The sequence below is a fragment of the Komarekiella delphini-convector SJRDD-AB1 genome, assembly GCF_014831675.1.
Lineage (GTDB): Bacteria > Cyanobacteriota > Cyanobacteriia > Cyanobacteriales > Nostocaceae > Komarekiella.
Window position 1 is genome coordinate 93,019 of the sequence record NZ_VJXY01000011.1, and the last position, 24,289, is coordinate 117,307.

The following is a 24,289-nucleotide window of genomic DNA, read 5'->3' on the forward strand; positions in this document are numbered from 1 at the left end:
CATTCAGGAAAACAACTATGACCACACAGGAGCAACTGCACCAATGGCATGAGCTGGCACAACAGTTGCGTGTAGATAGTATTCGCGCCACAACTATTGCAGGTTCGGGTCATCCTACCTCGTCGATGTCTGCTGCCGATTTAATAGCGGTTTTAATATCTAAATATCTCTGCTACGACTTTGACAATCCACATTATCCCAATAATGATCGCTTCATCCTCTCAAAAGGACACGCTGCACCGCTACTATATGCCATGTATAAAGCTGCGGGAGTAATCACCGATGAGGAGTTGCTGTCGCTGCGAAAATTGGGGAGTCGCTTGGAAGGTCATCCTACACCAGTTTTGCCCTGGGTTGATGTGGCGACTGGCTCTTTGGGGCAAGGATTGCCGATTGGTGTAGGAGTGGCTCTGGCAGGTAAATATTTAGATCAATTGCCATACCATGTCTGGGTGCTATTAGGTGATAGTGAAACAGCTGAAGGGTCAGTATGGGAAGCTTTTGATCATGCTGGACACTACACCTTAGATAATCTAATTGCCATTATCGATGTCAATCGACTAGGGCAACGTGGTCAAACTGAACTGGGTTGGAATACACAAGCTTATGCTACTCGTGCCAGAGCCTTTGGCTGGCAAGCGATTGAGATTGATGGTAACAACTTGATGGAGATTGATCAAGCATTTAGCGCCGCTTTGAGTATTAACGATCGCCCCACAGTAATTATTGCACGGACGAAAAAAGGCAAAGGTGTGGTTGCTCTGGAAGATTTAGGTGGCTGGCATGGTAAAGCACTGAAACCAGAACAGGAAAAAAAGGCGATCGCCGAGTTAGGCGGTGAACGTCACATTATAATCCAGGTAGATAAGCCCGAACAAGCTAAACCCGCTACAATCGCTAATTCTCAACCGTTGCAACTTCCCATTTATGAGAAAGGTGCAAAGGTAGCAACGCGCCGCGCTTATGGTGACGCTCTTAAAGCTCTGGGAGCGGCTCGACCTGATGTAATTGCTCTTGATGCTGAGGTGAGCAATTCTACTTACACTGAAGATTTTGCCGAAGCCTTTCCTGAGCGCTACTTTGAGATGTACATTGCTGAACAGCAGCTAGTAGCAGCTGCGGTAGGTTTGCAAGTGCGACAATACAAACCTTTTGCTTCCACCTTCGCTGCCTTCTTGAGTAGAGCCTACGACTTTGTACGGATGGCTGCTATCTCACGCGCCAACATTAAATTAGTCGGTTCTCATGCTGGGGTGTCAATTGGTCAGGATGGCCCTTCCCAAATGGCACTGGAGGATTTAGCAGCCTTCCAGGCGGTGTGGAGTAGCACTGTATTATATCCGAGTGATGCCAATCAAACTGCTAAACTAGTAGCTCAAATGAGCGATCGCAATGGAGTTGTTTACCTCCGCACCACACGGGAAAGTACGCCAGTCATTTATGGTGCTGATGAAGAGTTTCCCATTGGTGGCAGTAAAGTAGTCCATAGTTCCCAACAAGATCAAGCCACTGTGATTGCTGCTGGTATTACTTTACATGAAGCGCTCAAGGCTTGCGATCGCTTGAAAAATGAAGATATTACAGTGCGCGTCATTGATGCCTATTCTGTCAAACCCATTGATGTGCAGACACTTCATCAAGCTGCACGCGATACGAATGGGAATTTAGTAGTCGTCGAAGACCACTGGAGCGAAGGCGGATTAGGTGCTGCTGTGCTTGATGCTTTTGCTGGTACTAGTAATACTCCCATTTACAACGGCCCCCAACTGCGACTAATAAAGCTAGCAGTGCATGATATGCCAGGTTCCGGCACACCAGAAGAACTGCTTCATGCCGCCAAAATTGACGCCGATGCTATTGTTGAAGCCGTGAAATCGCAAGTTAGAAAGCCGATAGAGGCATCAGCTAAGTTATATGCCGAGCGATGATGGATAAACTTAAGATTTTTTCGTATTTCACTTATAAAGTGCCAGTATACCAAGCCAAAAATAATGTGTGTAGATTGGCAAAAGGGAAAAGAAAATAAGCCTTTCCCCCTTACCCTTTACCCAGACAAGTTTACACCAGCAAACTACTAGCTACCAACCATGAAATATCTCACTTGAATTAAGTCGCCAGTAGGAGGAAAACCAGCATAAGAGTTTTTACGCTTGGAGATAGATATTTTAAATAATCTGGGAACAGCATATGCCTCTTCACAAACTTGAACATTTTGACCCAAACTATCGAGAAACATTTGGCGGTGATGATGTTAAAGCATTAGATGTTTATACTCAAGGAGGAGAAAGAATAGGTTCAGTTGCCGATGTTTTAGTTGATCAAGACGGTCGTTTCCGATATTTAGTTCTTGACACCAGCTTAGATTTTGTTAGTAAGAAAATACTACTACCTATTGGTCTTTCCCGCATTAATTATCCTGAAAGACGTGTTTCTGTCAACGGACTAAGTAAACAGCAAATAGAAAATTTACCTGAGTACAGAGAAGATGCGATCGTTGATGAAGAGTATGAGGAAAAAGTACGCAATGTATTTCGCTCCTCAACTAGCAATGTAATTTATGATCGCGAGGCATATAATTACCAGCAAGAACCAGCTTTATACGATTTGAATGAGCAATATAATCAAACTTTCAGACTTTATGAAGAACGGTTAATTGCCAATAAGCATCGTGTCAAAACTGGAGAAGTAGCAGTTAGTAAGCACATTGAAACGGAAACTGCACGCGTTGCAGTACCCGTTCAAAAAGAACGTGTTCTGATTGAGCGAGTTCCCCCAACACCAGGAGGCACAGTAATAGATCCCAATGAACTTAAATTCCAAGAAGGAGAAGTCGCACGCATAGAAGTATACGAAGAAATGCCTAATATTCATAAAGAAGCATTTGTGCGTGAAGAAATTCGAGTCAAGAAAGTCGTAGAGCGAGATACTGTAGAAGCACAAGACGTAATTCGTCGAGAAGAGTTGGATGTAAATACGGCAGGTGAGCTACTTGTAGATGAAAATGGTGGGACTACCCATCAAGCAATTTAAGTAGCTAGTCTAAAAATTTGTTAGGCACATATCTAATAAAAAGTTATGCAGGCAGAGTAAATTTTTCTTTCTGCCTGCACTTTTAATACCAACAATAATGTATTGATATTAATTACATTTTCAAAATTCTATACTTATACCAATTTAACAAAAGAACGTGATAGACCATGTAGAGACTTTGCAATGCAACGTCTCTATTTTGTTGCAATCATTAATTTAATCGGTATTAAATATTTTATTTATTTGTCTGCACAAAAAATACCTATAACTTTTGATGCTGCGTGATTGAGACAATTCATTCGCTGGAAGGAGGTAGAAAAGTAAAGAAATGCCTAATTTAGAACTATGTTATACAAAAAACTTGAGGGCTAATATATGGTTCTTTACAAATTAGAAGATTTTGAGCCTAATTACCGAGATACTTTTGAAGGCCGGGAAATTAAAGGTCTTGGTGTTTATACAGAAGGAACTGATGAAAAGATTGGCTCTGTAAGTGATGTTCTGGTAGATGAAGAAGGTCATTTCCGCTATCTAGTAGTTGACTTAGGTTTTTGGATTTTTGGCAAGAAAGTATTGCTCCCCATTGGTCGTACCCGTATTGACTATAATGTTGACCGCGCCTATGCCGTTGGTATGACTAGAGAGCAAGCAGAAGCTTTACCTGAGTTTGATGAACACCAAACTCTTGATTACGACTATGAAGAACGGGTACGTGGGGTATATCGCCGTCCCGGAGACTACAACACTGTACCTGTAGAAGCATCAAGGCCTTTAGAAGCATCAGCAGCTTTAGGTACAGAATATCAGCCGACGACGACCCCTGCACCAACTTACAACCGCGATAACTACACTTACGAACATGAACCTGCTTTATACGGGGTAAATCAGGGAGATAATCAAACTCTGAAATTGTATGAGGAAAGGTTAGTTGCCAATAAGAGACGCCAAAAAACTGGAGAAGTAGCGATTGGCAAACATGTTGAAACCGAAACTGCACGAGTTGCAGTACCCGTGGAAAAAGAAAGAGTTGTAATTGAGCGTGTAACTCCAACAGACGCCGGAACTGCTGTTTCCCCTGGCGAAGCTAACTTCCGGGAAGGCGAAGTTGCTCGTATGGAAATTCACGAAGAAACTCCTGAAATTCGCAAAGAAGCATTTGTGCGTGAAGAAGTTAGAGTTAGAAAAGTCGTAGATCAAGACACAGTTGAAACTCAAGAAACTGTGCGTCGTGAAGAGTTAGATGTGGATGCTTCTGGTCTTCCAATTGAAGAACGTTAAACGACATAGACATTAGTTATTAGTTAATAACTGATGCAATACAGTGCAGGTGGGGCTGTTTGATTAGCTTTACCTGTACTTCTATTAAGTTAAATATGGTAAAAAATTTGATGTAGCTGAGTATAAATCAGTTCATATTTGTATATAAATAACTAGCAATGCTACAAAACGTTGGACAGGCAAAATTAAAATCTCGTGTTAACAACTTACTGGCAGACCTGAAAACAAAGGTCAAAAATTTTACTGTGTTCGATAAGCAAGGTCAGCGAGTAGGTGAGGTTCAGGATTTAGTTGTAGATGCCAATCATCAACTAAATTTGATTATATCTAAGCAGGTAAATCAACAAAATTTAGAATACAGTCATCAGTTTGGAGATCAGTATTCTTTATTTAGATTACAGAGTCAGAAAATAAAAAAAATTGATAAACTGACTAAATCTGTTTTCATAGATCTAGACCACTTAGAAATAGAGCATATGCCTGAATATTTAGGAACAGAAACACCAGGCGACCAGAAACTATCAGGATCAACTGAGCAAATAGTGCATAGTCAAACTATAAATAACCAAGTTGAGTCAGTAAATTTAGCAGAGGTCGAAGAAGAAAAAATTATTCGGCTACTAGAAGAACGATTATCCGTTGAAACTAGTAAACGGAAAGTTGGAGAAGTTATTGTTCGTAAACAAATCGAAACCCGGATGATACAAGTTCCTATCCGGCGAGAGAAGCTTATTGTAGAACAAGTTAGCCCAGAACACAAACAACTTGCAGAAATTGATTTAGGAGAAGAGGAAATTATTGACGTTGAGTTGACTGAAGTTGAAAGACTTGGAATTACAAATTTTGATAGTGGTTTAACAGTGAGTGGCGAGTTTAGTTCCCCTAAAATTGCTAGTTTACTGTTAAATGCGATCGCTCTAGAACGAAATCATGGATGCAAGCAAGTACGAGTGACTATTGCTGTTGAAGATGAGTCACGCCAGAACAAATATCAAGAGTGGTTTGACCGCTGTTCTAAAGGTCAACAACCAAAGCCTGAAAAATAAGCTCCTAGCAAATTAATCAATATTAGGGTGAGCAATGCTCACCCTATATTTTTGCTATGAATTTCATTTATTTAACTTTATTTGCATATCTTTTGCGAGTAACTATTGCCAAAAATAATACTACAAAAGTAAGTAACCCAGCTAAATATAAAGGATAGCTATAGGTCTTGGGATTAGATTGATGAATCAGCATGCCGGCAATCACAGGCCCAATACCATTAGCGATGCTTAAATAAGATGCGTTCAATCCCATTGCAGTTCCTTGATCTTGGGGATTAGCGTTGAGAGAAATTAGTGTGTTGATCATGGGTTGAACTAAAGAATTGAACAAAGAGAAAAGTATACTAACTCCCACAAAATAAACAATGTTTAGCCAAACTGGCATGAGAACAAATGATAGACTGCGAATAAATAAGCCTAAAAATAATATACTAACTAGGTTAAATCTCCGGCTGAGAATTGAGACACCCCAAGTCTGCATGATGACACCTAGAACTCCAAATGTGAGAAACATCAGTGTCAAAGACTGGCTATTTTGACCCAATACGTTAAGAAAGTAGGGTTGAAAAGCATAAGTAAAGATAGTAAAAGTTGTGCCAATAAAAAAGTTAATTATCAGCAGAATACCAACTTTAGGTATGGCTAAACCTTTGATTAAATTTCCTAAACCTAAATCAAAAATGTTGTGCGCTTTTTCAGCCTTATTTTGCAGAGTTTCAGGTAAATAAAAGACAGTAATTAAAAGTGCTACAAATGCGACTGCACTTGAAACTAAAAATGCAGCACCTAAAGAAATCTGCTGTGCTAATAAACTTGTAACTGGCCCTAATACAAAGCCTAACCCCAATGCTGCCCCATAAATCCCAAATCCACGAGCGCGATTTTCTGGAGTGGTAATATCTGAAATAACCGCTTGAGCAACCGAAGTATTGCCTCCGGTAATACCATCTAAGAGTCGAGCCAGAAAAAGAGCAACTGCTGTTGTCGCTGTTCCAGCTATTAAGTTAGCGATCGCAGTTCCAGCTAAACTGATAATCAATAAAGGCTTGCGTCCAAAGCGATCTGAGAGTTTACCGATGACGGGAGTCGCAAAAAACTGAGCTATGGAGTAAATCGAAAATAGCAAACTGGTCTGGAAATCGCTAAGCCCGAATTGTTTGCCATAAAGATAGATAATGGGAATTAAAACTGTAAAACTCAGGGAATTAATAAAGGCAATTAAAGCAGTAATCCAGAAATTTCGATTCATCAGCGATATATAACCACAGGTTGTAACTTTGCGATCGCTCGCACTGCAACTAAAGACAGCGACTTTTCAATAGTCATACTACCACTCGCCGTTCTTTTGGCTACTCCCAATGAAATTTCGACTGAAGAGACTTTCACAAAAGCAACGACAGCGTTTGATCCCACGAATTCATATCAAAATCCAAGATGGACAGTTTGAAATTATGGGTATGGGTGTATGGTATTCCTACTGGCGTGACCCATACCATCTGCTACTAACAATTCCTTGGACTGCCTTCCTGGCTTTAATAGCTGTTTTGTATGTGGGAATTAATGCCCTGTTTGCCTTAGCTTATTTAGCAGGAGGCGATTGTATTGAGAACGCTCGACCAGGCTATTTTTTAGATGCTTTTTTCTTCAGTGTGCAAACACTGGCATCTATTGGCTACGGTGCAATGTATCCGAAAACAACTTATGCCAATACCATTGTGACGATTGAAGCAATGGCAGGTTTGGTGGGAATTGCTGTAATGACGGGACTAGCTTTTGCCCGATTTTCTCGACCAACTGCTAGGGTTCTCTTCAGCCGTGTAGCAGTGATTACACCTCACGAGGGAGTACCTACTTTGATGTTTCGCGCCGCTAATGAGCGCCGCAACCAGATTCTAGAGGCGCAGATGCGCGTCTACCTGATGCGTGACGAAGTGACGGTAGAAGGACATTTAATCCGTCGCTTCCACGATCTCAAACTGCTGAGAAGTCAAACCCCTAGCTTCATGTTAAGTTGGTCAGCGATGCATCCAATTGATGAGTATAGTCCTCTGTATGGGATGACATCTGAGTCGCTAATTCAGACGAAAACTACTCTTGTGATCTCGCTAAGTGGCATTGATGAAACAGTTGCACAAGTTGTCCATGCCCGTCATCACTATAGTGCTAATGATATTTTGTGGAACTATCGGTTTGTCGATATCATTCATTACACAGGCGAAGGGCATCGCTACATCGATTACAACCACTTCCACGATATTTTGCCTTTAGATTAACGTGAGTCTCCAAGGGAGGCGCACGTTAGATTAAGTAATGAATTACCGTTAGGACTGCTCTTGAGTATCAGAAGTTTCATTGAGCAGTGTTGGTAATGGTTTAACGACAACCCGACCATTTTCAACCACAGTGCAATTTTTAGCCGCACTCTTGCTGTGGTTGACTGGGACATCCTGAGACTGGTTTTGGTGGAAGTTATTTTGCTCCTGTTGTTGATTAAGGACAACGACATAACAGGCGCAAGATGGGAGGGAGGACATATAAGGTATTTTGATCTCTACTTTAATTATCGCGCGATATTGGTGTCCAGATCCCCGACTTCTTTGAGAAGTCGGGGATCTAACGGGGATCTAACTTTTCCGACTTAAATTTATTTCATCAGGGATTATTTCGTAGGTGCAAGGCTATGAATGCAGGCACTTGTTTCAATATGCTTAGAACGTATTTGATATATCTAAAACAAGTAAACCAGAAAGCGGTACACCTCCCGCCCCGCTTTCCTCCCCGCCTAAACTTATTTGGTAGGGTTAAACAGCGGGTTATTCTAATGAAAAAATTTCTAAAATACCTGAGTTTAGGGCTGTTATCTACTGTTTGTACTGCAACTCCTGGACTGGGAGCCGATCGCATCAGCTTTTATTACCCTCCCTTTGGGGAATTTTCTTTGCCAGTTAACTCGCTAGAAACTTTTGCTAAAGAAGGGAAAATCGATGAAGACCTTTCATTTTATGCTAGTCGTGCAACTCCCGAACAACTCGCTCAACTGCGGGATCTACTCCAGCAGCGTTTTAATGTCACTCCTACTTTAGTGTCTCAAGTTACCTACTCACCTGTAGGTGAGCAGTTAATGAAGCGTTTAGGAGAATTATTACTCACTGAGTCTCGACAAAATGGCTTCTATGCCATACGTGCTGCTTTAATTTTGGCTGCTGTTGATAAAGATGGCTTAACAGTTCTGAATTTGCTGCGTAGGTTTCCCAGCAACACTATGCGGGTAAATTTTACAGAGGGGTTAAGAATAGTCGATGATTTGTCGCAATTGCTTGAAACAAGAGATCAGGTTGTGGCTTTTCTGCAAAAAGAAGCAATTGCTCAAGCAGCCATTTCAACTGTTGACTTTTCGCAACAGCTTGATTTGCGATCGCCTGGAAAATTCCGCTGGGATATCAAAAGCCTGGAGCTAAATGACATTACTCGCAATCGCCGGATGCCAGTGGATCTCTATTTACCTATAGCAACCCCACAAAGCACACCAACTAAATCCTCGCCGCCCTTTCCTGTGATGGTAATTTCTCACGGCGTCGCTTCAGACCGCTCTACCTTTGTCTACCTGGCGAAACATTTAGCATCCTATGGTTTTGCTGTCGCCGTGTTGGAACATCCTGGTAGTAACGCCGAACGCTTTGAGCAATATTTTTCGGGTTTGGCAGGCCCACCAGAAGCCCAGGAATTTATTGATCGACCTTTAGATATCAAGTTTCTACTTGATGAACTCCAGCGTATAGAAAAGGTTGATCCTAACCTCCAAGGGAAACTCAATTTCCAACAAGTCGGGGCGATCGGTCATTCGTTTGGTGGTTATACTGTTTTGACTTTAGCGGGAGCAAAGCTTAACTTTGACCAACTCCGCCAAGACTGTGATTCCAATAACTCATCCTTAAATATATCGCTTGTATTGCAGTGTCAAGCAATTGAGTTACTCCCATTAAATTATCAACTCAAAGACGATCGCATTAAGGTCGTCATTGCCATCAATCCTGTTAACAGTGCCATTTTAGGTGAAAGCGGTGTAAGCCAAATTAAAGTTCCTGTGATGTTAGTGACGGGTAGTCAAGATATTTTCGCTCCACCCGTACCGGAACAGATTCGCCCCTTTACCTGGCTTTCTAACCTCAACAAGTACCTAGTCTTGATTGAAAACGCCACCCACTTTACTGCTATTGACGAACCTACTGTTGAGAATAATGTTTTACCTGTACCACCTGCCTTGTTAGGCCCTGACCGTACTGCTGCTTATTCTTATATCAACGCCTTGAGTGTAGCTTTCTTAGAAACCCATCTTCTTAACCGCCCAGAGTACCGCCCTTATTTGCAGCCATCCTACGCTAGATTCATCAGTAAAGAGCCTTTGAATCTCAGCATTTTCCAGTCGTTGCCGATAGATCAGTTAAATCAAATCTGGAATGGGTCAACTCCCCAGGAAGTTAAGCCATCAAATCCTCAACCTGTCTCTGCCCCGCCTTAACGTGAGTTCGATAAACCTCTCTCTGCCTTAAACTTTAGTTCAAGTCTGTCCCTCTCTGACAGGCGAGGGGGACAGTTTAGTCTCGTTTCTAGAACACCGATTCAGTATTCAAGATGGGGGCAAAAAAATCGATTATTTTGTAGAGACGTTGCAATGCAACGTCTCTAATCATGTCTTTCAGGTTGATCAGTTTTAACTATATATATGCAATTGAAATACTGAAATCTTTGTAGTAAAGACTAGGCAATGATCCCCGTCTACTATTACTGAAAAAGCTCATTAGCAATTTGAGAAAATTGTATAAAAAAGATGCTTTTTTTGTATTTAAAGCTACAGTTTTCTGAGAGAAATTTTGTAAAACAATCCAGTTTTTTGCAGTTTTAGAGGACGTTTGCAGCGTTTGTCAAGGAATTAAGATATTTTTCGAGCAGTATTCATAAAAACTTATATCACAAAATATTTTCTATATATATACTGGATGTTAACAAGTATTAAGAAATACTTATTTAAAAAATATTGCAATACCTTGATTTAATTGCTAACGTGTGTATGGCAACGATGCTGATGAGCGCTCTAAGCTAAAAGAGGTAAAACCTATGAGCTATATCCATTCAGCCAACTGTGTTAGGAATTGATTGTCGGGTTAAAAGCGAGAAGTTTCTGCCTCGCATAGATAAATGGTGAAATATTGCAGATTAACCCAGAAATATCTCGTTGCTAAAGGCTAAGGGCCGTTCTGTTTTCAATTACAACTAATTATTTGTCTTACCTGTGCTGGGATGCGAGTAACTCTAACTGTGTCTCGTCGGCAATGAAGAAGAAATGCGGTAAGACTTAGATTCTGGAGGTTAGAACCCATGAATATTCAAGGTAAAGTTGCTCTAATTACTGGGGCTTCCCGTGGTATTGGGAGAGCGATCGCCCTGCAACTAGCCCAACAAGGTATACAACGGCTGATATTAGTGGCACGTGATCGCCAAAAGTTAGTAGAAGTAGCCCACGAAGTCGAGGCAATGGGTGTAGAGACTGCGATCGTGGCATTAGATTTGACTCAGGCAGTAGTTGTGAATATTGCCATTGCTCAACTTTGGCGCAGTTATGGGCCAATACATCTACTGGTTAATTGTGCGGGAGTTGCGTACCAAAACTCGTTTTTGCAATCTAAACTGCCCCAAGTTCAAGAAGAACTCTCTGTAAATTTATTGGGAATGTACACCCTGACGAGCCTGATAGCTCGACGCATGGCCAGCCAAAAACAAGGAACAATTGTGAATGTGTCGAGTCTGATGGGGAAGGTTGCTGCACCGACGATGGCAACTTACTCAGCTACCAAGTTTGCAATTCTAGGGTTTACCCAAGCCTTACGTCGAGAACTAGCTGAACACAATATTCGAGTGATCGCATTACTGCCTTCTCTCACAGACACAGACATGGTGCGCGACTTAAAATTATTTCGCTGGGTGATCCCCATGACTCCCCAGCAAGTGGCTCAAGTACTCGTCACTGGACTACAAAGAGATGCACCAGAAATTTTAGTGGGATGGCAATGTCATTTAGCTGTATGGTGTCAACGCCTTGCTCCTTGGTTGCTAGATCTGCTTTTACGAATAGCAACTCCGCCAGCACCAAGAAAACAACAGTCTGGCGAAAAACTCAGAAAACTAGTACCAAAACTGAATTTTTCGACGAGAATGCATCGTTTCAGTGATTTATTCTGGTCAAGAACATGATTACTTTCGTGTCTGCACGCAAGTTGTTATAGTTCAATTCGTAAATCAAGACGATTGAGGTTGTCTTAGAACTGCTGCAAGCAGTAGCGCTAGCTTTGCAGCAGTCGTAAGGCGATTCTCTTTTGTGAAGATAGTACACAAACTTCTAAGCTTGTACTCTTTTCAACTACCGGAGTCAGCAAGCTCCTAACTTCTGTCTCCTATCTTCTGTCTCTAACTCCCTAATAAAGATATCTCAACTAAACAGGCGAGGCTGTTGCATTGGTTAGATAATTAAATAGCCTTTATTTCGGAGCAATCAGAAATGCTTTCCTTCCCTACAACTCTTACTACTTTGCCCGAAATCATTGATGGCTTGCCGAATATATCTGGTTGGGAAACAGAGGTTCTCTCTGTTGTTAACCATGATAAATCTGTATTTTTACCAACAACGAATATCCGATTAGAAGATGTAAATGCTGTGTTTGCGATCGCTTTACATATGCACCAGCCAACTATTCCGGCGGGACATGATGGTGCATTCATCAGCAATCTGCAATATATGTTTGAACATCCCAATGAAGGGGATAACCACAATGCCGGCCCTTTTGCCTATTGTTACAGTCGCATGGGAGACTTTATTCCCGAACTCGTCAATCAAGGTTGCAATCCGCGCGTCATGTTGGATTACTCTGGTAATCTTTTGTGGGGACTCAGGCAGATGGGACGTAGCGACGTACTTGATAACCTCAAGCGAATTACTTGCGATCGCACCTATCAACCTTATGTAGAGTGGCTAGGTACAATGTGGAGCCATGCCGTTATTCCTTCCACACCTATACCAGATATCAAATTGCACATCATCGCATGGCAACACTATTTTGCTGCAATTTTTGGCTGGGAAGCACTGGCGCGAGTCAAAGGATTTTCACCCCCAGAAATGCATTTGCCAAACCATCCCGATACCCTATTTGAATTTGTCAAAGCGCTGAAAGAATGTGGATATCGTTGGCTACTTGTGCAAGAACATTCTGTAGAAACAATTAGCGGTCAATCTCTCACCCATAAACATTTACCACATCGTTTGATTGCCCGCAATTCTCAAGGTGAAACAATCAGCATCACAGCTTTGATTAAAACCCAAGGTTCAGATACTAAATTAGTCGCGCAAATGCAGCCTTACTATGAAGCCAAAACCCTATCTAAACAACAAGTAGGGAATGCATTTGTACCGCCAATAGTTAGCCAAATTGGTGATGGCGAAAATGGTGGCGTCATGATGAATGAATTTCCTAGCGCTTTCAACCAAGCTTGGCGCGACATGGTGCAGCACGGAGGAGGAAAATCAAATGTTGTAGGGGTATGTGGTACAGAATATTTAGAATTAATCGAAGCCGCTGGTTGTAAACCTGAAGATTATCCAACTTGCCAACCAGTAGGACAACATCATATTTGGGAACGAGTTACACTAGACAATTGCCAACCCGAAGCTGTAGAGATTGCTATTAAAGAATTAAAGCAAATCAACCCCAATTTTCACATGGATGGAGCCTCGTGGACGAATCATATCAGTTGGATAGAAGGATATGAAAATGTTTTGACTCCCATGTATAAATTAAGCAGTTTATTTCATCAAAAGGTTGACCCATTACTGCAAATTAACTCAGCGGAATCTGTTACCAGACAATCTCATTACCGCAGTCTTTTGCTACATAATCTTTTGCTGCAAACAAGCTGTTTTCGTTATTGGGGACAAGGTGCTTGGACTGATTACGCACGCGATATCTACCAACGTGGCGAAAATTTACTGTTATCAACATTTAGAGGATAGCCGTAAAAAAAACTGAAGGAAGATAGATTAATATCAATGCTCTAAGAGTGATGCTTAGAAATTGAGTTATGACATTGGGCGTAAGTTAGAGAAAAGTAAGATTTGAATCTCCTGATTGATTTGAAAAGTCCTTTTGACAAAGGTTTCAGTCAGGAGCGTTCAGTCCTGTGAAATAAAGCTTAAAACTCTCCTTAGCAACTTAAAATGATACCCTTCTAGGCAATTCTAGAGGAGCATTTAAATAAGTTTTGATTTGCTACTTAATAAACAACACTTATTCAACCATTTTGACGATGTTCAGGTTTAGGCTTTACTATAATTTCTATATCGTTGCCAAGTGCATTGAGAAAATAGAATAATCTATCAGTTGAAAAACCTGATAGTCTACCTCGAATTAATACTGAAATTTTTGGTTTATCAATGCCTAAGATTTAAGCGGCTTGAACTTGAGCTAATTTGCGGTAATTAATAGTTTCACTGATTTTACGTGCTAGCTCAGCTTTCACTAATCTTTCTTCAGGATTAGGCAAACCTAAGTCAGCGAAAATATTACCACTGCTAACATGAACTTCATTTTTTTGAGTCATAAGCGATCGCACCCTCTTTTTCTGTGATAATTCTTTAAATGAAGGAATACTTAGCTCTTTATATGAACATCAATAATTTAGCTATATTCATCTGTGGTTTAATTTATTATATATTGCTATACCAAAGGCAAAAGTATCTCAAATTCAGTGCCTAAACCCAGTTGGGAACGGAAATTTAACTTACCACCATGTTTTGCCAGAATAATCCGATAGCTTACTGCTAAACTAGTCTCTTTACCAGCCTTTTTTTCCATAGAAAAAGACTCAATAATTTGCTGTTGTAACTCCTGAGACATTCCAGGGCCATTGTCAGCAATGCGAATTAACACCCAGCGAGAATCTGGCGCATTTGGGTTGCTTGCTTTCTGTGAAATAACTTTTGTAGTAATCTCAATTCGAGGTTTTTGAACAGTTTTTATGTCCTCTAGGTGCAATTGCTGGCGTACTGCTTCATTCAGTAAAGTATCTACAGCTTCGCTTAAAATATTCATCAAAACCTGGTTTAGCTGACCCATAAAACAATACACTGGGGGCAATTGACCATAATTTTTAATAATTTCAATTTCTCCTTGTAAACGGCTATTAATTAATAAAATAATACTATCTATACAGGCGTGTAAATCTACTGGTTTGGGATAAATCTCATCAATATGGCAGAAATTTTGTAAGCTGGTAACGAGCTTTTTTAATCTTTCTGCTCCAGTACGGATACTAGCAAGCGATCGCGATAAATCTTGTTCGAGAAAATCAAATTCAATCTCTTCTTTAATCTGAAGAACTTCTTCGGGAATTGATGATAACTCTTTGTCATAAGCCGCTATTAGCTTCAGTAAGTCTTGACTGTAGTTTGAGACATAAGTTAAGTTACCCCAAATAAAACCTACAGGATCTAAAATTTCGTGTGCTACTCCATCTACTAAACGCCCCAAATGAGCCATTTTATCATTTTGAATTATTTGAACTTGGCTGCGTTCATACCGCACTAGATTTTCGATTCCTTGAATTTGCCAAGAAGTAATATTCAACTCTTGCACATCTAATAATTTGTAGACACCAGATGCGGTCTGGACTACAATTGGCTCTGCTAACATTTCTGGCGATCGCTTGAGGCTAAGTTGCATCGCAGTCAAAATCGGCGTTGTATCAGGAAGCAGCAAAATCGTCGTCCGCGTATAGCTGTAGAGAACGCTTAACGGTTCCTGAATAAACAACTCTTGTCCATGAGGGCGAATCAAAAATTCTAGCAGTCGTCGCCGCGAAATCATCCCCGTGAACTTTCCTTGTTCTACTAAGATTGCTCCTGGTAGCAAGGGATATTTTTCAAAAAAATTAGCGACTTCTGCACCAGTACAGTTAATTTCTACTTGGAAGTTGTACATTGGCAGTTCTTCAAGGGTTGACCCTAAACCGAGATCGCGATCGTTACCCTCAGACAAAAATGGTGGTGAGATTTTGTAACTGAATTCTTCTAACACAAGACACCCTGATTTTTACAAAGACAGGTAAACAATAAATTAACACTTTAGCCTTTGCGAGTCTCTGTTCAATGGCGAAAAAGAAGCTTAAGAGTCTTCACAGAGAAAGGAAAGTTGAAACAAGAGGCATATACCAATACTTTTTAGTTAAAAGGGAAAGGGAAAAGGGGAAGGGGTGAAGAGTACTTATACGAGAAGTATTGGGGCGTATACAACAATACCTGTGTAATGAAAAATCGTGACTATACAAACTAAATCTGCTTCCAAGTCAAAACTCTAATTTCGTACTAGTAGGCTTTCTTCTGTTCATAAAATCATTGCAGCTTTGCACTTTTGGCTGCAAGGCTTATTCGTTCACTCTTTCTTAGGTACAGCTATATACTAAATAGCTAAGTAGCAAAGCTGCTAAGGTAGCCACAGTCAACAGTCAACAGTCAACAGTCAACAGTCAACATGAAATCCCATCCCCTTTTAGAGGTGGGATGAGCTTAATAACAGGTATCGCATCTACTAAATTCTGTTCTTGCAGTTTTAGAATTTTTGTAGTAATCAATCAACTAAAGCTTAGAGCAGATTTTGCTTGAAATAAGCAGAATCGAGGACTGTAGTACCAACGATCCCCAAATGTTGAATAACTGTGAATCCTTGATGAAAATACGGCTCGGTTAACATACTATCAAACAAATTACGGTAAGTATAAACATAAGTGATTAAACATTGTACAAGTAGCTAGCTACTTGCCCTCTAGAATCGGAACCATTTCTGAAGTTAGACAATCTTATGAATAGTCATTGACAGTAAATACACTCAGGTAAAATCCTTATTTAGGATGAGGAAAGTTTTATAGCGCTTAAGCGTTACTCGAAAATAAAGAGCAATTAGCTGTTCAAATGTTGTTTAATTGTCCCTACATGCTTTTGATCCCCATTTCGATAGAATGACTAGGCAAAACCCTAAAACTCAAAACCGCTTTTGACTGCGACGCCCATGAATCAACTGAACAATGGTTTTACGCTATTTTTAAGTCTGCTAGTCGAGGCGATGCCTTTTTTGCTTCTTGGGGTTTTATTCTCCAGTTTGCTGCTATTTTTTGTCGATGAGCGCAAATTGGTGGAAAAAATGCCCAAAAATCCACTGCTGGGTGCTTTATTCGGCAGCATGATCGGTATGTTATTTCCGGTGTGTGAGTGCGGCAATGTGCCAGTGGCGCGGCGGTTTTTGATGCAGGGAGTACCCACACCAGTGGCAATTGGCTTTTTATTAGCAGCACCGACAATTAACCCAATTGTGATTTGGTCAACTTGGACGGCGTTTCGAGATCAACCCGAAATAGTGGTGTTACGAGTCGTATTTTCTCTATTTATCGCCACAACTATCGGTTTTGTTTTCAGCTTTCAAAAAGACTTAAGTCCTATCGTTCAGCCTGCGATCGCTCGTTATTTGAAGTTTAATCCTCCCTCCAAATCTGAACTCAAACACCGCGGGGGACGTTATCAAGTAGAACGTGAAGCAACAGCACCTAGTTTATTACAATCGGGGACTTACTTGATTGGAGAAAAAGCGGGTATACCCACGCGGATAGATAATGATTTAATGCAGACAACTGCCTCAGCTTATAGCCCTAGTAAACCACTGGCAGATAAACTGCGCCTATTAGTGGATAATAGCATCCAAGAATTGCGGGAATTGGGCGCAGTAATGGTTATAGGCAGTGCGATCGCTGCGGCTATTCAAGTGCTAGCTCCCCGCGAATTGATTCTCAGTCTGGGTGCTGGCCCCATTAGCTCAATTGTAGCCATGCTGATATTAGCAGCAGTAGTGTCAATTTGTTCTACAGTAGATTCATTTTTTGCTCTGTCTTTCGCTTCGACTTTTAGTAGTGGTTCTTTGTTGGCATTTTTGGTGTTTGGCCCAATGATTGATATCAAATCTGTGGGCTTGATGTTATCAATTTTTAAGCCTAGAGCTATATTTTATCTATTTGCTTTAGCCGCTCAATTGACATTTTTGCTCACACTTTTCATTAACTTACATGTCATTTAAAAAAATTAGTCATTTGTTCTTTGTTCTTAACTAATGACTAATGACCAATTACTAATGACCAATGACTAACCAAAACCGCAAATCTAAAACACCCAATAAATTACTCCCTTGGCTGGATGTGCTAGCAATTACAGCTTGGGGAATTTTGATGCTGAAATACTGGCTAACTGGCAAGCTGAATTTGTTGATTCATCCAAATTACTTTGGGTTGACAATAGTGGGTAGTGTCGGCTTAATCATTATTGGTTTTTTTAAAGCACAGGAACTTTGGCGACGGCGTCGCCGTGATTTACCGCCAAGTGCCCAGCATAGTACTTTATTTCCTCCTGGTTGGGGTAGTAGTTTGCTGTTGACAACAGCGATTTTGGGTTTCATCATTACACCGCAAGTCTTTGCCAGTGACAAGGCACTCCAGCGCGATGTGACTGAATTATTGGGAACGGCACGCATCAAACCCCAAGCATTTCGGGCTACTGTTCGTCCAGAGGAGCGATCGCTCGTAGACTGGGTACGCACTGTCAACGTTTATCCTGAACCAGATGCATACACAGGACAAAAAGTCAAAGTGCAAGGATTTGTGATGCACCCGCCAGATATAGGAAAAGAATATTTATTCTTGGCCCGATTTGTCCTAACTTGCTGTGCAGCAGACGCTTACCCCATAGGATTGCCAGTCAAACTACAAAGTAATCAAGAGCGTTTCTCTCCAGATAATTGGCTAGAAGTAGAAGGACAAATGGTGACAGAAAATCTGGCAGGTAAACGTCAGCTTACCATTGCCGCTACCTCTTTAAAAAAGATACCTCAACCGAAAAATCCCTATAGTTATTAGTCATTTGTCCTCTCTTTAAAAGTTTCCTGCGGAGGGAAACCCTCCCGCAGAACTTTTCGCTTTGTCATTTGTCCTTTGTTCATAACCAATAATTAATAACCAATAACTAATGATCAATGGCCAAATCCAAAACATTTATCCAACCACTAGATCGCATGGCGATCGCACTAATGCTACTGCTGAGTCTGCTGATTGGATTCATGATATTGCAAGGTGATGCAGTCTCAGCTCGCGTCCGAAATTTTAGCTGGCAAAACCAACAAATTGGGGCAGAAGATATTTCCTTCACCCTTAACTTTAGCCGCCCAATGGACACAAAAAGCGTAGAGGACAACTTGAAGATTGATCCGCCTCTAGCAGGTAAAGTAAGTTGGGCAGGGCGGCGGATGGTGTATACATTGTTGACACCAGCCCCCTATGGCACAAATTATCAAGTGAAGTTGCAGGGAGCGAAAGATAAGTTTGTCCAACAAGAAGGCAAAAACAGGGTGATACAGCCCTTTACAGGTAGCTTCCGCACACGCGATCGCGTCATCCTTTACATCGGAGCCAATCCAGAAGAACGAGGGCAGTTAGTTCTCTATAACTTGACTCAAGAGCAAAAAAGAGTACTCACCCCTAAAGACTTAGTTGTAATGGACTTTGAGCCATTTCCCAATGGGGAGAAAATTTTATTTTCTGCTCGCACTACAAATAATCAAGACTTACTTTCGGCTCAGTTGTACACAGTGACAACAGGCATTTCTGCAAAATTTGGAGAACAAGCAGAACCCGCCGCTAAAGTTGACCTAATTTTAGACAGTAAAGACTATCAAAACCTCAAATTTGACTTATCACCTGATGGAGAAACTATTGTCATCCAGCGAGGAAACAGAGCTAATCCCGGTGACTTTGGGCTATGGTTCATGTCAGCAACCAGCCACAACTCTGGAGAAAAACCTACCCTAAAACGCCTGCAAAGCCAACCGGGAGGAGACTTTATGATCACACCAGATAGTAAAGCCGTAGCAGTAGCTCAAGGACAGGGAGCAGCAATTTTACCCCTGCAAGGTGATGCGAACAAACCTCTGGATTTTCTGCCACAGTTTGGCTTAGTACAGGCTTTCTCCAAAGATGGCTCTCAAGCTGCAATGGTGAAGTTTAATACAGATTACACGCGAGATTTGTTTTTAGTGACAAACCAAGGCGTGCAGAGACAATTATTAAAAACAACAGGCTCAATTATCAACTGCCAATTTGATACGGCTTCACCCACCCTCTATTGTTTGCTAACACAGCTAGTGTCAAAGGAACAATACATAGAACAGCCTTATGTAGTGGCGATTGATCTGAAAACTGCACAACAAAAACCGTTGCTAGTGCTCCCTCCTGAACAACGGAATGTGCAAATGAGTTTATCCCCCGACGGTTTGGGCTTGTTAGTTGATCAAGTCGTACCACAGCCAAACCCCACAGGCTCACTACCTGAAAACATGTTGAAAACAGATGATGGAGATGCGATCGCTACCAGTAGCCTGTGGTTAATGCCCCTATTACCGATCGCCGACGCTGCAACCGTTGAAATTAGACCAGAACAATTACCTTTAGTTGGATTTCGTCCTCGTTGGCTATCTTGAAAATAGTGCTGTTAGCAGTAGCGAGGCGTTTAGCCCGTGCTGAGACAGAACATGTAGAGACGTTGCATTGCAACGTCTCTAGCAAAGGATTTGTTGCAATCATTAATTGAATTGGTATTATCTAGCGTGTAAATTTTTGTCGGCTCGATACAACCATAATTATTTACTAAAGTCAAGCAGGATCAGACCCCGCATTAGCATTTGAACTAGAAGCCCCTGTCATACCGAAGCTTGACGGGGTAGAGCCTCATAGTGTTATAACGGCATCAGTTCTAGATGCAAAATGGGGAACTCTAAATTAATGACTAATTACTCATGCTTGGAGAGAGTTAAACTTGGCATCTAGAGTAAACCCTCAATGGACACAGTTGATCAGCAATGCTAACGCCAGCACTGCTGAATATTTTTAAGCAGGTGGGTCAAGAGTGATGAATGAAGCTGACACCTCAAACCAAGGGGCTGTGATGGAATCCCTAAATTCTGCTAACTTGCCACAATCGGAGCAGGCGAGTTGTCCTTTTTACTCTGTTGTGCCTAATGAAAATATGGCGATTACAAAATTGCCACTCCTCAAGCCGGCCGAAGATACACATTACGAGACTGAAGTTCCACAGTTCTCACAAGATACCACTCAGCAAGACTGGGTTGCAGAGCCGGAAAAAGACAAACAAGTACTTATTGACTTGGAATTTCAGAAGTTGCTGGCGTTGAATGAAGAATTACGTACTGCTAACAATGGCTTGTATGAGCAAGTCGAGCAGCTAAAAGACGACTTAGCTGAGTCTGAAAAGGTTTTGCAGTGGCAGAAAACCCGCTCCAGCGTCACTGAGTCGATGCTCAACCAACACACTCAGGAACTAGCCGCCGCCCAAGAACAAATAAAGTCCCTTTTCCAACAGTTAGAAACTGCTGTACAAACTGTTCAACACCAAGAGATTTTCATTGAAACTTATAAAGCGCAGTTACAAATTAGCCAACAACGTCTTGCTCAATTAGAGCGAGAATGTGCTTTGCTGCAAACTAACTACAGCGAACAGTCTCAGCAGCTATTGCTCGCAGAAAATACTGGTCGAGAGCTACGTACTAGACTGATGCGACAGCAACGCCAGACCTTGCAATTTAAAGCAGCTCTGGAAAAATGTCTAGATACACCCGTCCCCAGTTATGACTCTCTAGACGATACGGCAAAACATCCCAAAGATATAACCAGCGGACAAGGCAGATTTTCGAGAAAAGCTCGGTCTTTGTTTCCCGACGCACAGCCAATCAAACCTTGGTCAGGAGAATCAGACTTAACTGAGAATCTAGATAGTCCTTGGAGTGAATCGTCAATACCAGCCTCATACCAAAGAAATGAACCCGCTTCAACTCCTCCCCCATCACCTTGGAACTGGTCAGTTAAGAAAGATACGCCGACACCAGCACAACCAGACCCTTCGCCAGAACTTGATGATTCTCCAAATACACCAGAAGTTTCACCTTTAGGGTCATTAAACCTAGATGAGCAATTAGATAGTCTCATTCAAATGTTTTTCGCCTCTGGGACTGCATCTGCCTCACCGCCACCAGACAGTAATCAGGCTAGTACGCCGACTTGGGAATCCTTAGCAACAATTCTAGAAGATGATGAGGACGAAGAACTAGAAATTACATCAAGACAGGAGTTTGAGGAGCCAGTTGAGGAAGAAATAAATCCTCCTGCAACTACCTCTACTTCTTGGACAGCAGATGTTGCAATCTCACCAGCCAATAACTTATCAGTTTCCTCTACTTCACCTCAGATCGAGACGACTGCTGAAGAAACTGAAGATTACTGGTCACAGTTGGAATTATCGGCAATTAATTTATCCGAAAATTCATTAGATGACAACACCAATGATGCCAATTCGCCTTCACCAGTGGTTTATCCTCAACGTCCACCCAAGGGACGCAAGTCGTTAGCATCTGTGGAACTGCCCAATTTTCGCCCAAATAGTCAATAGTTAGTTGTCTGTCATTAGTTATTTGTCATTTGAATAACTAATGACCAATGATTAATGACTCTAGACTAATTCATAATTCTTGCTTCTGATTTCTGAATTATTTCTGGGGTAATTTTTGCTACCTGATGAGGCGATCGCGGTTTACCGCTAGCGATCGCATAATTAATAGTCAGCAGACGCAACCACAATCCTGGATAGCGGGTTTCTAGCCAAGGATTAATCCGGTTCAGGAAGCGCGGGAACCATGCACTCAGCAAGGCACTGACGAGGGCATGACGACCAAAGTTAAAATAATTACCTAGCCACCTGAGCAAATCTCTTGGCCCGGCAAGTTCCCAAATCCACAGCAGCAAGGTAGGATTTTTGCGAGCTGCCTTCAGTGCTAGGCGATTAAAGGTTAACCAATCACACCTATCTTTGATGAAATTATCTGCCACTTCTGGGGGTTCGTCTACTAACAACCCAAAGAAGGTATTGAGCATGGAGTTAATCCGTTGGGGTGGTAAAAATTTCCCTGTGGGAACCATCATGCCTTTGGAAAATAACCAAGTCACGGAAACATTACTTTGATAAGCACGAATTTGATTCAAGTGTCGGAAACTCAATAAGTCATGCTTAAGGGCGGTATCCAAGAGTGTTGTTAGGCGCTCTAAGTTGCGAACCAGGGAACCAAACCCAGTAAAAACCAGGGGAGACTGGAGTGATGCTGCATCACCGATCGCAATCAATCTATCAAAGGCAACTGTGCGATCACTACTGTCTATACTAAAATGCCCCGGTATATAGCCAAATGTCGGCTTTTTCCACACTAATTTGTCCATATCGCACCTGCGATACTCTGGCAAAATCGTGAAGAAGTCTTCGTACATCTCCAGCAAGGAACCAGGATTTTGCGAATTTACTTCGTGGTAATGAAATAAATAAATTGTTAGTTCTTCATCTGCTCCAGGAAACAATTCCCAAATTAACTGTCTTCCCCGCGAGATATCGCCGTGACTGTAAAGAACGTCCCCATACTGAGAGTCCCACACCCCAGGATCAAATCCGCCCTCAATTACAGCTCCTACTGTCGGACATACACTGTCAAAAGCACGACCACCATTTAATTGCCAAGCAATTGGAGACGCAGATCCCATTGCATCTACTAACAGTCGTCCACTTACTTGCTTCTCAGTTTGGCTGGGTAAATGCTTGACTGTAACGATTACTTGTGATTTGTCAATATCTGCGCGGATAAACTCTGTTTCATCCGAGATTTCACCGCCTGCTGCTTGTAACTTTTGCCCACACATCCGTAGCCATTTCTCGGAATCTAAGCCTAAATTTAACACTGTGGGTGTGTGTAAGACAGGCGATCGCAGTTTAGACGGATTATTGGCATCAAAAAACTTATTAAAGCCGTCTTTGTATTCCTTGGCAATAATAGTTTCTAACTCGGCAGTTGTTACCAAACCCAGGTTAACTAAGCTTTGAATCTCATCGCGGGAAATATTCCATTCTCGATTCATCCGCCCAAATGGCATTCGCTCCAGTAGCAAAACTTTATATCCCAGTTTTGCCATCACTGCTGCATGAATCACACCTAACGCACCGCCAATATAAATGATGTCGTAAGTAGGGGAAGAGGATGCTATTTTTTTATCTCCCCCTGCTTCCCCTGCCCCCCCTGCCCTTGTTCCTGCTGAGGAAAACACAACTTGATGCGGCTCCTGGGGATTGCGTACCCCTTCACGCCATCTTTGTTCCCACCAGTAGGCACGCTTGAGGTCATATTCCCCATTGGGCATTTTCTGAAAGTACTTGACGGTGAGGGGATAGACAGAGCTGAGTGCTGCAAAAATTGATTGTTGGGACAAATCAATCGCTGGCGGTTCCGGGTAGCGATGCGGAAAACGGCTCCTGATTTCTGTGGTCAGACGTTGCAGGATTTGCCCTTCTCCCGGAAAAGGTTGATCTGCCCAACGGAAGACTTTCAGATAGGTAGTTCGTTGCACCGACCAAACAAATACAGAAAGTTCACTAGGTAATTTTTCGGGAATAGCCCCACTAGCATTTGTATTTCCAGCAGGTGTTCTCAAGCGAAAGCCTTCCGGGGTCAGCACCTTTTCCCCATTGCCTGGTTTAAAATCTGTTTGCAACCAGTTACGTACAGACGCCGTATCCGCAGTCGGAATTTCTAAATAAAGGATTTCTCTCATCTTTCCCTGACATCTCCGATCAATCTACTCACTAAGACAGATTTTACAAAGGCAGAAAGTACGCTAGACTCCGCCCTAATAGTTGCATAAAGATTCAGTGAAGAAATTTTAAGAGTTTGTCAAATTTATTGTTCATTTTTTAT

General features: G+C 41.7%; 17 protein-coding genes and 1 pseudogene. 12 read left to right on the forward strand and 6 right to left on the reverse strand.

The window, feature by feature from the left end:
* Positions 1-17: 17 nt before the first annotated feature.
* The 4 genes from FNW02_RS12430 (at position 18) to FNW02_RS12445 (ending at position 5,354) form a co-directional block, all read left to right on the forward strand.
* Positions 18-1,928, forward strand: coding sequence for a transketolase (locus tag FNW02_RS12430; protein ID WP_191757853.1), 1,911 nt, complete (start codon positions 18-20; stop codon positions 1,926-1,928).
* A 259-nt stretch (positions 1,929-2,187) separates the two neighbouring features.
* Positions 2,188-3,030: a DUF2382 domain-containing protein gene (locus FNW02_RS12435; RefSeq protein ID WP_191757854.1), complete on the forward strand. Its 843-nt coding sequence runs from the start codon at positions 2,188-2,190 to the stop codon at positions 3,028-3,030.
* A 375-nt stretch (positions 3,031-3,405) separates the two neighbouring features.
* Positions 3,406-4,308 (forward strand): DUF2382 domain-containing protein, encoded by a 903-nt coding sequence (locus tag FNW02_RS12440; protein WP_191757855.1) that lies wholly within the window; start codon positions 3,406-3,408, stop codon positions 4,306-4,308.
* A gap of 158 nt (positions 4,309-4,466) precedes the next feature.
* Positions 4,467-5,354: a YsnF/AvaK domain-containing protein gene (locus FNW02_RS12445; protein WP_191757856.1), complete on the forward strand. Its 888-nt coding sequence runs from the start codon at positions 4,467-4,469 to the stop codon at positions 5,352-5,354.
* A gap of 67 nt (positions 5,355-5,421) precedes the next feature.
* On the opposite strand, the gene FNW02_RS12450 is transcribed toward FNW02_RS12445, so the two are convergent.
* Together FNW02_RS12450 and FNW02_RS38570 are read right to left on the reverse strand one after the other, a co-directional pair.
* Complete coding sequence (locus FNW02_RS12450; RefSeq protein ID WP_191757857.1) at positions 5,422-6,603, reverse strand: MFS transporter; 1,182 nt, start codon at positions 6,601-6,603, stop codon at positions 5,422-5,424.
* The gene (locus FNW02_RS38570) at positions 6,603-6,740 is read right to left on the reverse strand and encodes a hypothetical protein (RefSeq protein WP_225225617.1); all 138 of its coding nucleotides are present in this window, start codon (positions 6,738-6,740) and stop codon (positions 6,603-6,605) included. The genes FNW02_RS12450 and FNW02_RS38570 overlap by 1 nt, the downstream gene beginning before the upstream one ends.
* Here FNW02_RS38570 and FNW02_RS12455 point away from each other — a divergent pair.
* The gene (locus FNW02_RS12455) at positions 6,713-7,627 is read left to right on the forward strand and encodes an ion channel (RefSeq protein ID WP_191757858.1); all 915 of its coding nucleotides are present in this window, start codon (positions 6,713-6,715) and stop codon (positions 7,625-7,627) included. The two genes, FNW02_RS38570 and FNW02_RS12455, sit on opposite strands and share 28 nt — an antisense overlap.
* 48 nt (positions 7,628-7,675) lie before the next feature.
* On the opposite strand, the gene FNW02_RS12460 is transcribed toward FNW02_RS12455, so the two are convergent.
* Positions 7,676-7,888, reverse strand: coding sequence for a hypothetical protein (locus FNW02_RS12460; RefSeq protein WP_191757859.1), 213 nt, complete (start codon positions 7,886-7,888; stop codon positions 7,676-7,678).
* A gap of 287 nt (positions 7,889-8,175) precedes the next feature.
* Between FNW02_RS12460 and FNW02_RS12465 the strand changes: the two genes are divergently transcribed.
* The 3 genes from FNW02_RS12465 to FNW02_RS12475 all read left to right on the forward strand — a co-directional run bounded on the left by FNW02_RS12465 (position 8,176) and on the right by FNW02_RS12475 (position 13,413).
* Positions 8,176-9,873 carry an alpha/beta hydrolase gene (locus FNW02_RS12465; protein WP_191757860.1) on the forward strand — a complete coding sequence of 566 codons (1,698 nt, stop codon included), beginning with the start codon at positions 8,176-8,178 and terminating at the stop codon, positions 9,871-9,873.
* Between the two features lie 857 nt (positions 9,874-10,730).
* Positions 10,731-11,603, forward strand: a complete 873-nt coding sequence (locus tag FNW02_RS12470) for an SDR family NAD(P)-dependent oxidoreductase (protein ID WP_191757861.1) — start codon at positions 10,731-10,733, stop codon at positions 11,601-11,603.
* 304 nt (positions 11,604-11,907) lie between these two features.
* Positions 11,908-13,413: a glycosyl hydrolase family 57 gene (locus FNW02_RS12475; protein ID WP_191757862.1), complete on the forward strand. Its 1,506-nt coding sequence runs from the start codon at positions 11,908-11,910 to the stop codon at positions 13,411-13,413.
* Between the two features lie 278 nt (positions 13,414-13,691).
* On the opposite strand, the pseudogene FNW02_RS12480 reads toward FNW02_RS12475, so the two are convergent.
* Positions 13,692-14,000: pseudogene (locus tag FNW02_RS12480) on the reverse strand (helix-turn-helix domain-containing protein).
* A gap of 116 nt (positions 14,001-14,116) precedes the next feature.
* Positions 14,117-15,475: an ATP-binding protein gene (locus FNW02_RS12485; RefSeq protein ID WP_191757863.1), complete on the reverse strand. Its 1,359-nt coding sequence runs from the start codon at positions 15,473-15,475 to the stop codon at positions 14,117-14,119.
* Between the two features lie 987 nt (positions 15,476-16,462).
* On the opposite strand from FNW02_RS12485, the gene FNW02_RS12490 reads away from it, so the two are divergent.
* The 4 genes from FNW02_RS12490 (at position 16,463) to FNW02_RS12505 (ending at position 21,948) form a co-directional block, all read left to right on the forward strand.
* The gene (locus tag FNW02_RS12490; RefSeq protein ID WP_191757864.1) at positions 16,463-17,518 is read left to right on the forward strand and encodes a permease; all 1,056 of its coding nucleotides are present in this window, start codon (positions 16,463-16,465) and stop codon (positions 17,516-17,518) included.
* Positions 17,519-17,579: 61 nt separating this feature from the next.
* Positions 17,580-18,350, forward strand: a complete 771-nt coding sequence (locus FNW02_RS12495; protein WP_191757865.1) for a TIGR03943 family putative permease subunit — start codon at positions 17,580-17,582, stop codon at positions 18,348-18,350.
* A gap of 116 nt (positions 18,351-18,466) precedes the next feature.
* Positions 18,467-19,966, forward strand: coding sequence for a hypothetical protein (locus FNW02_RS12500; RefSeq protein WP_191757866.1), 1,500 nt, complete (start codon positions 18,467-18,469; stop codon positions 19,964-19,966).
* 428 nt (positions 19,967-20,394) lie between these two features.
* Positions 20,395-21,948 carry a hypothetical protein gene (locus tag FNW02_RS12505; protein WP_191757867.1) on the forward strand — a complete coding sequence of 518 codons (1,554 nt, stop codon included), beginning with the start codon at positions 20,395-20,397 and terminating at the stop codon, positions 21,946-21,948.
* Positions 21,949-22,013: 65 nt separating this feature from the next.
* Here FNW02_RS12505 and FNW02_RS12510 read toward each other — a convergent pair whose 3' ends face one another.
* Positions 22,014-24,146: an NAD(P)/FAD-dependent oxidoreductase gene (locus FNW02_RS12510; protein WP_191757868.1), complete on the reverse strand. Its 2,133-nt coding sequence runs from the start codon at positions 24,144-24,146 to the stop codon at positions 22,014-22,016.
* Between the last annotated feature and the right edge of the window lie 143 nt (positions 24,147-24,289).

Bases quoted from the DNA above. Each gene is read 5' to 3' on its own strand.
- FNW02_RS12430 (WP_191757853.1), top strand. From the start codon at position 18: ATGACCACACAGGAGCAACTGCACCAATGGCATGAGCTGGCACAACAG.
- FNW02_RS12435 (WP_191757854.1), top strand. From the start codon at position 2,188: ATGCCTCTTCACAAACTTGAACATTTTGACCCAAACTATCGAGAAACA.
- FNW02_RS12440 (WP_191757855.1), top strand. From the start codon at position 3,406: ATGGTTCTTTACAAATTAGAAGATTTTGAGCCTAATTACCGAGATACT.
- FNW02_RS12445 (WP_191757856.1), top strand. From the start codon at position 4,467: ATGCTACAAAACGTTGGACAGGCAAAATTAAAATCTCGTGTTAACAAC.
- FNW02_RS12450 (WP_191757857.1), bottom strand. From the start codon at position 6,603: ATGAATCGAAATTTCTGGATTACTGCTTTAATTGCCTTTATTAATTCC.
- FNW02_RS12455 (WP_191757858.1), top strand. From the start codon at position 6,713: ATGAAATTTCGACTGAAGAGACTTTCACAAAAGCAACGACAGCGTTTG.
- FNW02_RS12460 (WP_191757859.1), bottom strand. From the start codon at position 7,888: ATGTCCTCCCTCCCATCTTGCGCCTGTTATGTCGTTGTCCTTAATCAA.
- FNW02_RS12465 (WP_191757860.1), top strand. From the start codon at position 8,176: ATGAAAAAATTTCTAAAATACCTGAGTTTAGGGCTGTTATCTACTGTT.
- FNW02_RS12470 (WP_191757861.1), top strand. From the start codon at position 10,731: ATGAATATTCAAGGTAAAGTTGCTCTAATTACTGGGGCTTCCCGTGGT.
- FNW02_RS12475 (WP_191757862.1), top strand. From the start codon at position 11,908: ATGCTTTCCTTCCCTACAACTCTTACTACTTTGCCCGAAATCATTGAT.
- FNW02_RS12490 (WP_191757864.1), top strand. From the start codon at position 16,463: ATGAATCAACTGAACAATGGTTTTACGCTATTTTTAAGTCTGCTAGTC.
- FNW02_RS12495 (WP_191757865.1), top strand. From the start codon at position 17,580: ATGACTAACCAAAACCGCAAATCTAAAACACCCAATAAATTACTCCCT.
- FNW02_RS12500 (WP_191757866.1), top strand. From the start codon at position 18,467: ATGGCCAAATCCAAAACATTTATCCAACCACTAGATCGCATGGCGATC.
- FNW02_RS12505 (WP_191757867.1), top strand. From the start codon at position 20,395: ATGAATGAAGCTGACACCTCAAACCAAGGGGCTGTGATGGAATCCCTA.
- FNW02_RS12510 (WP_191757868.1), bottom strand. From the start codon at position 24,146: ATGAGAGAAATCCTTTATTTAGAAATTCCGACTGCGGATACGGCGTCT.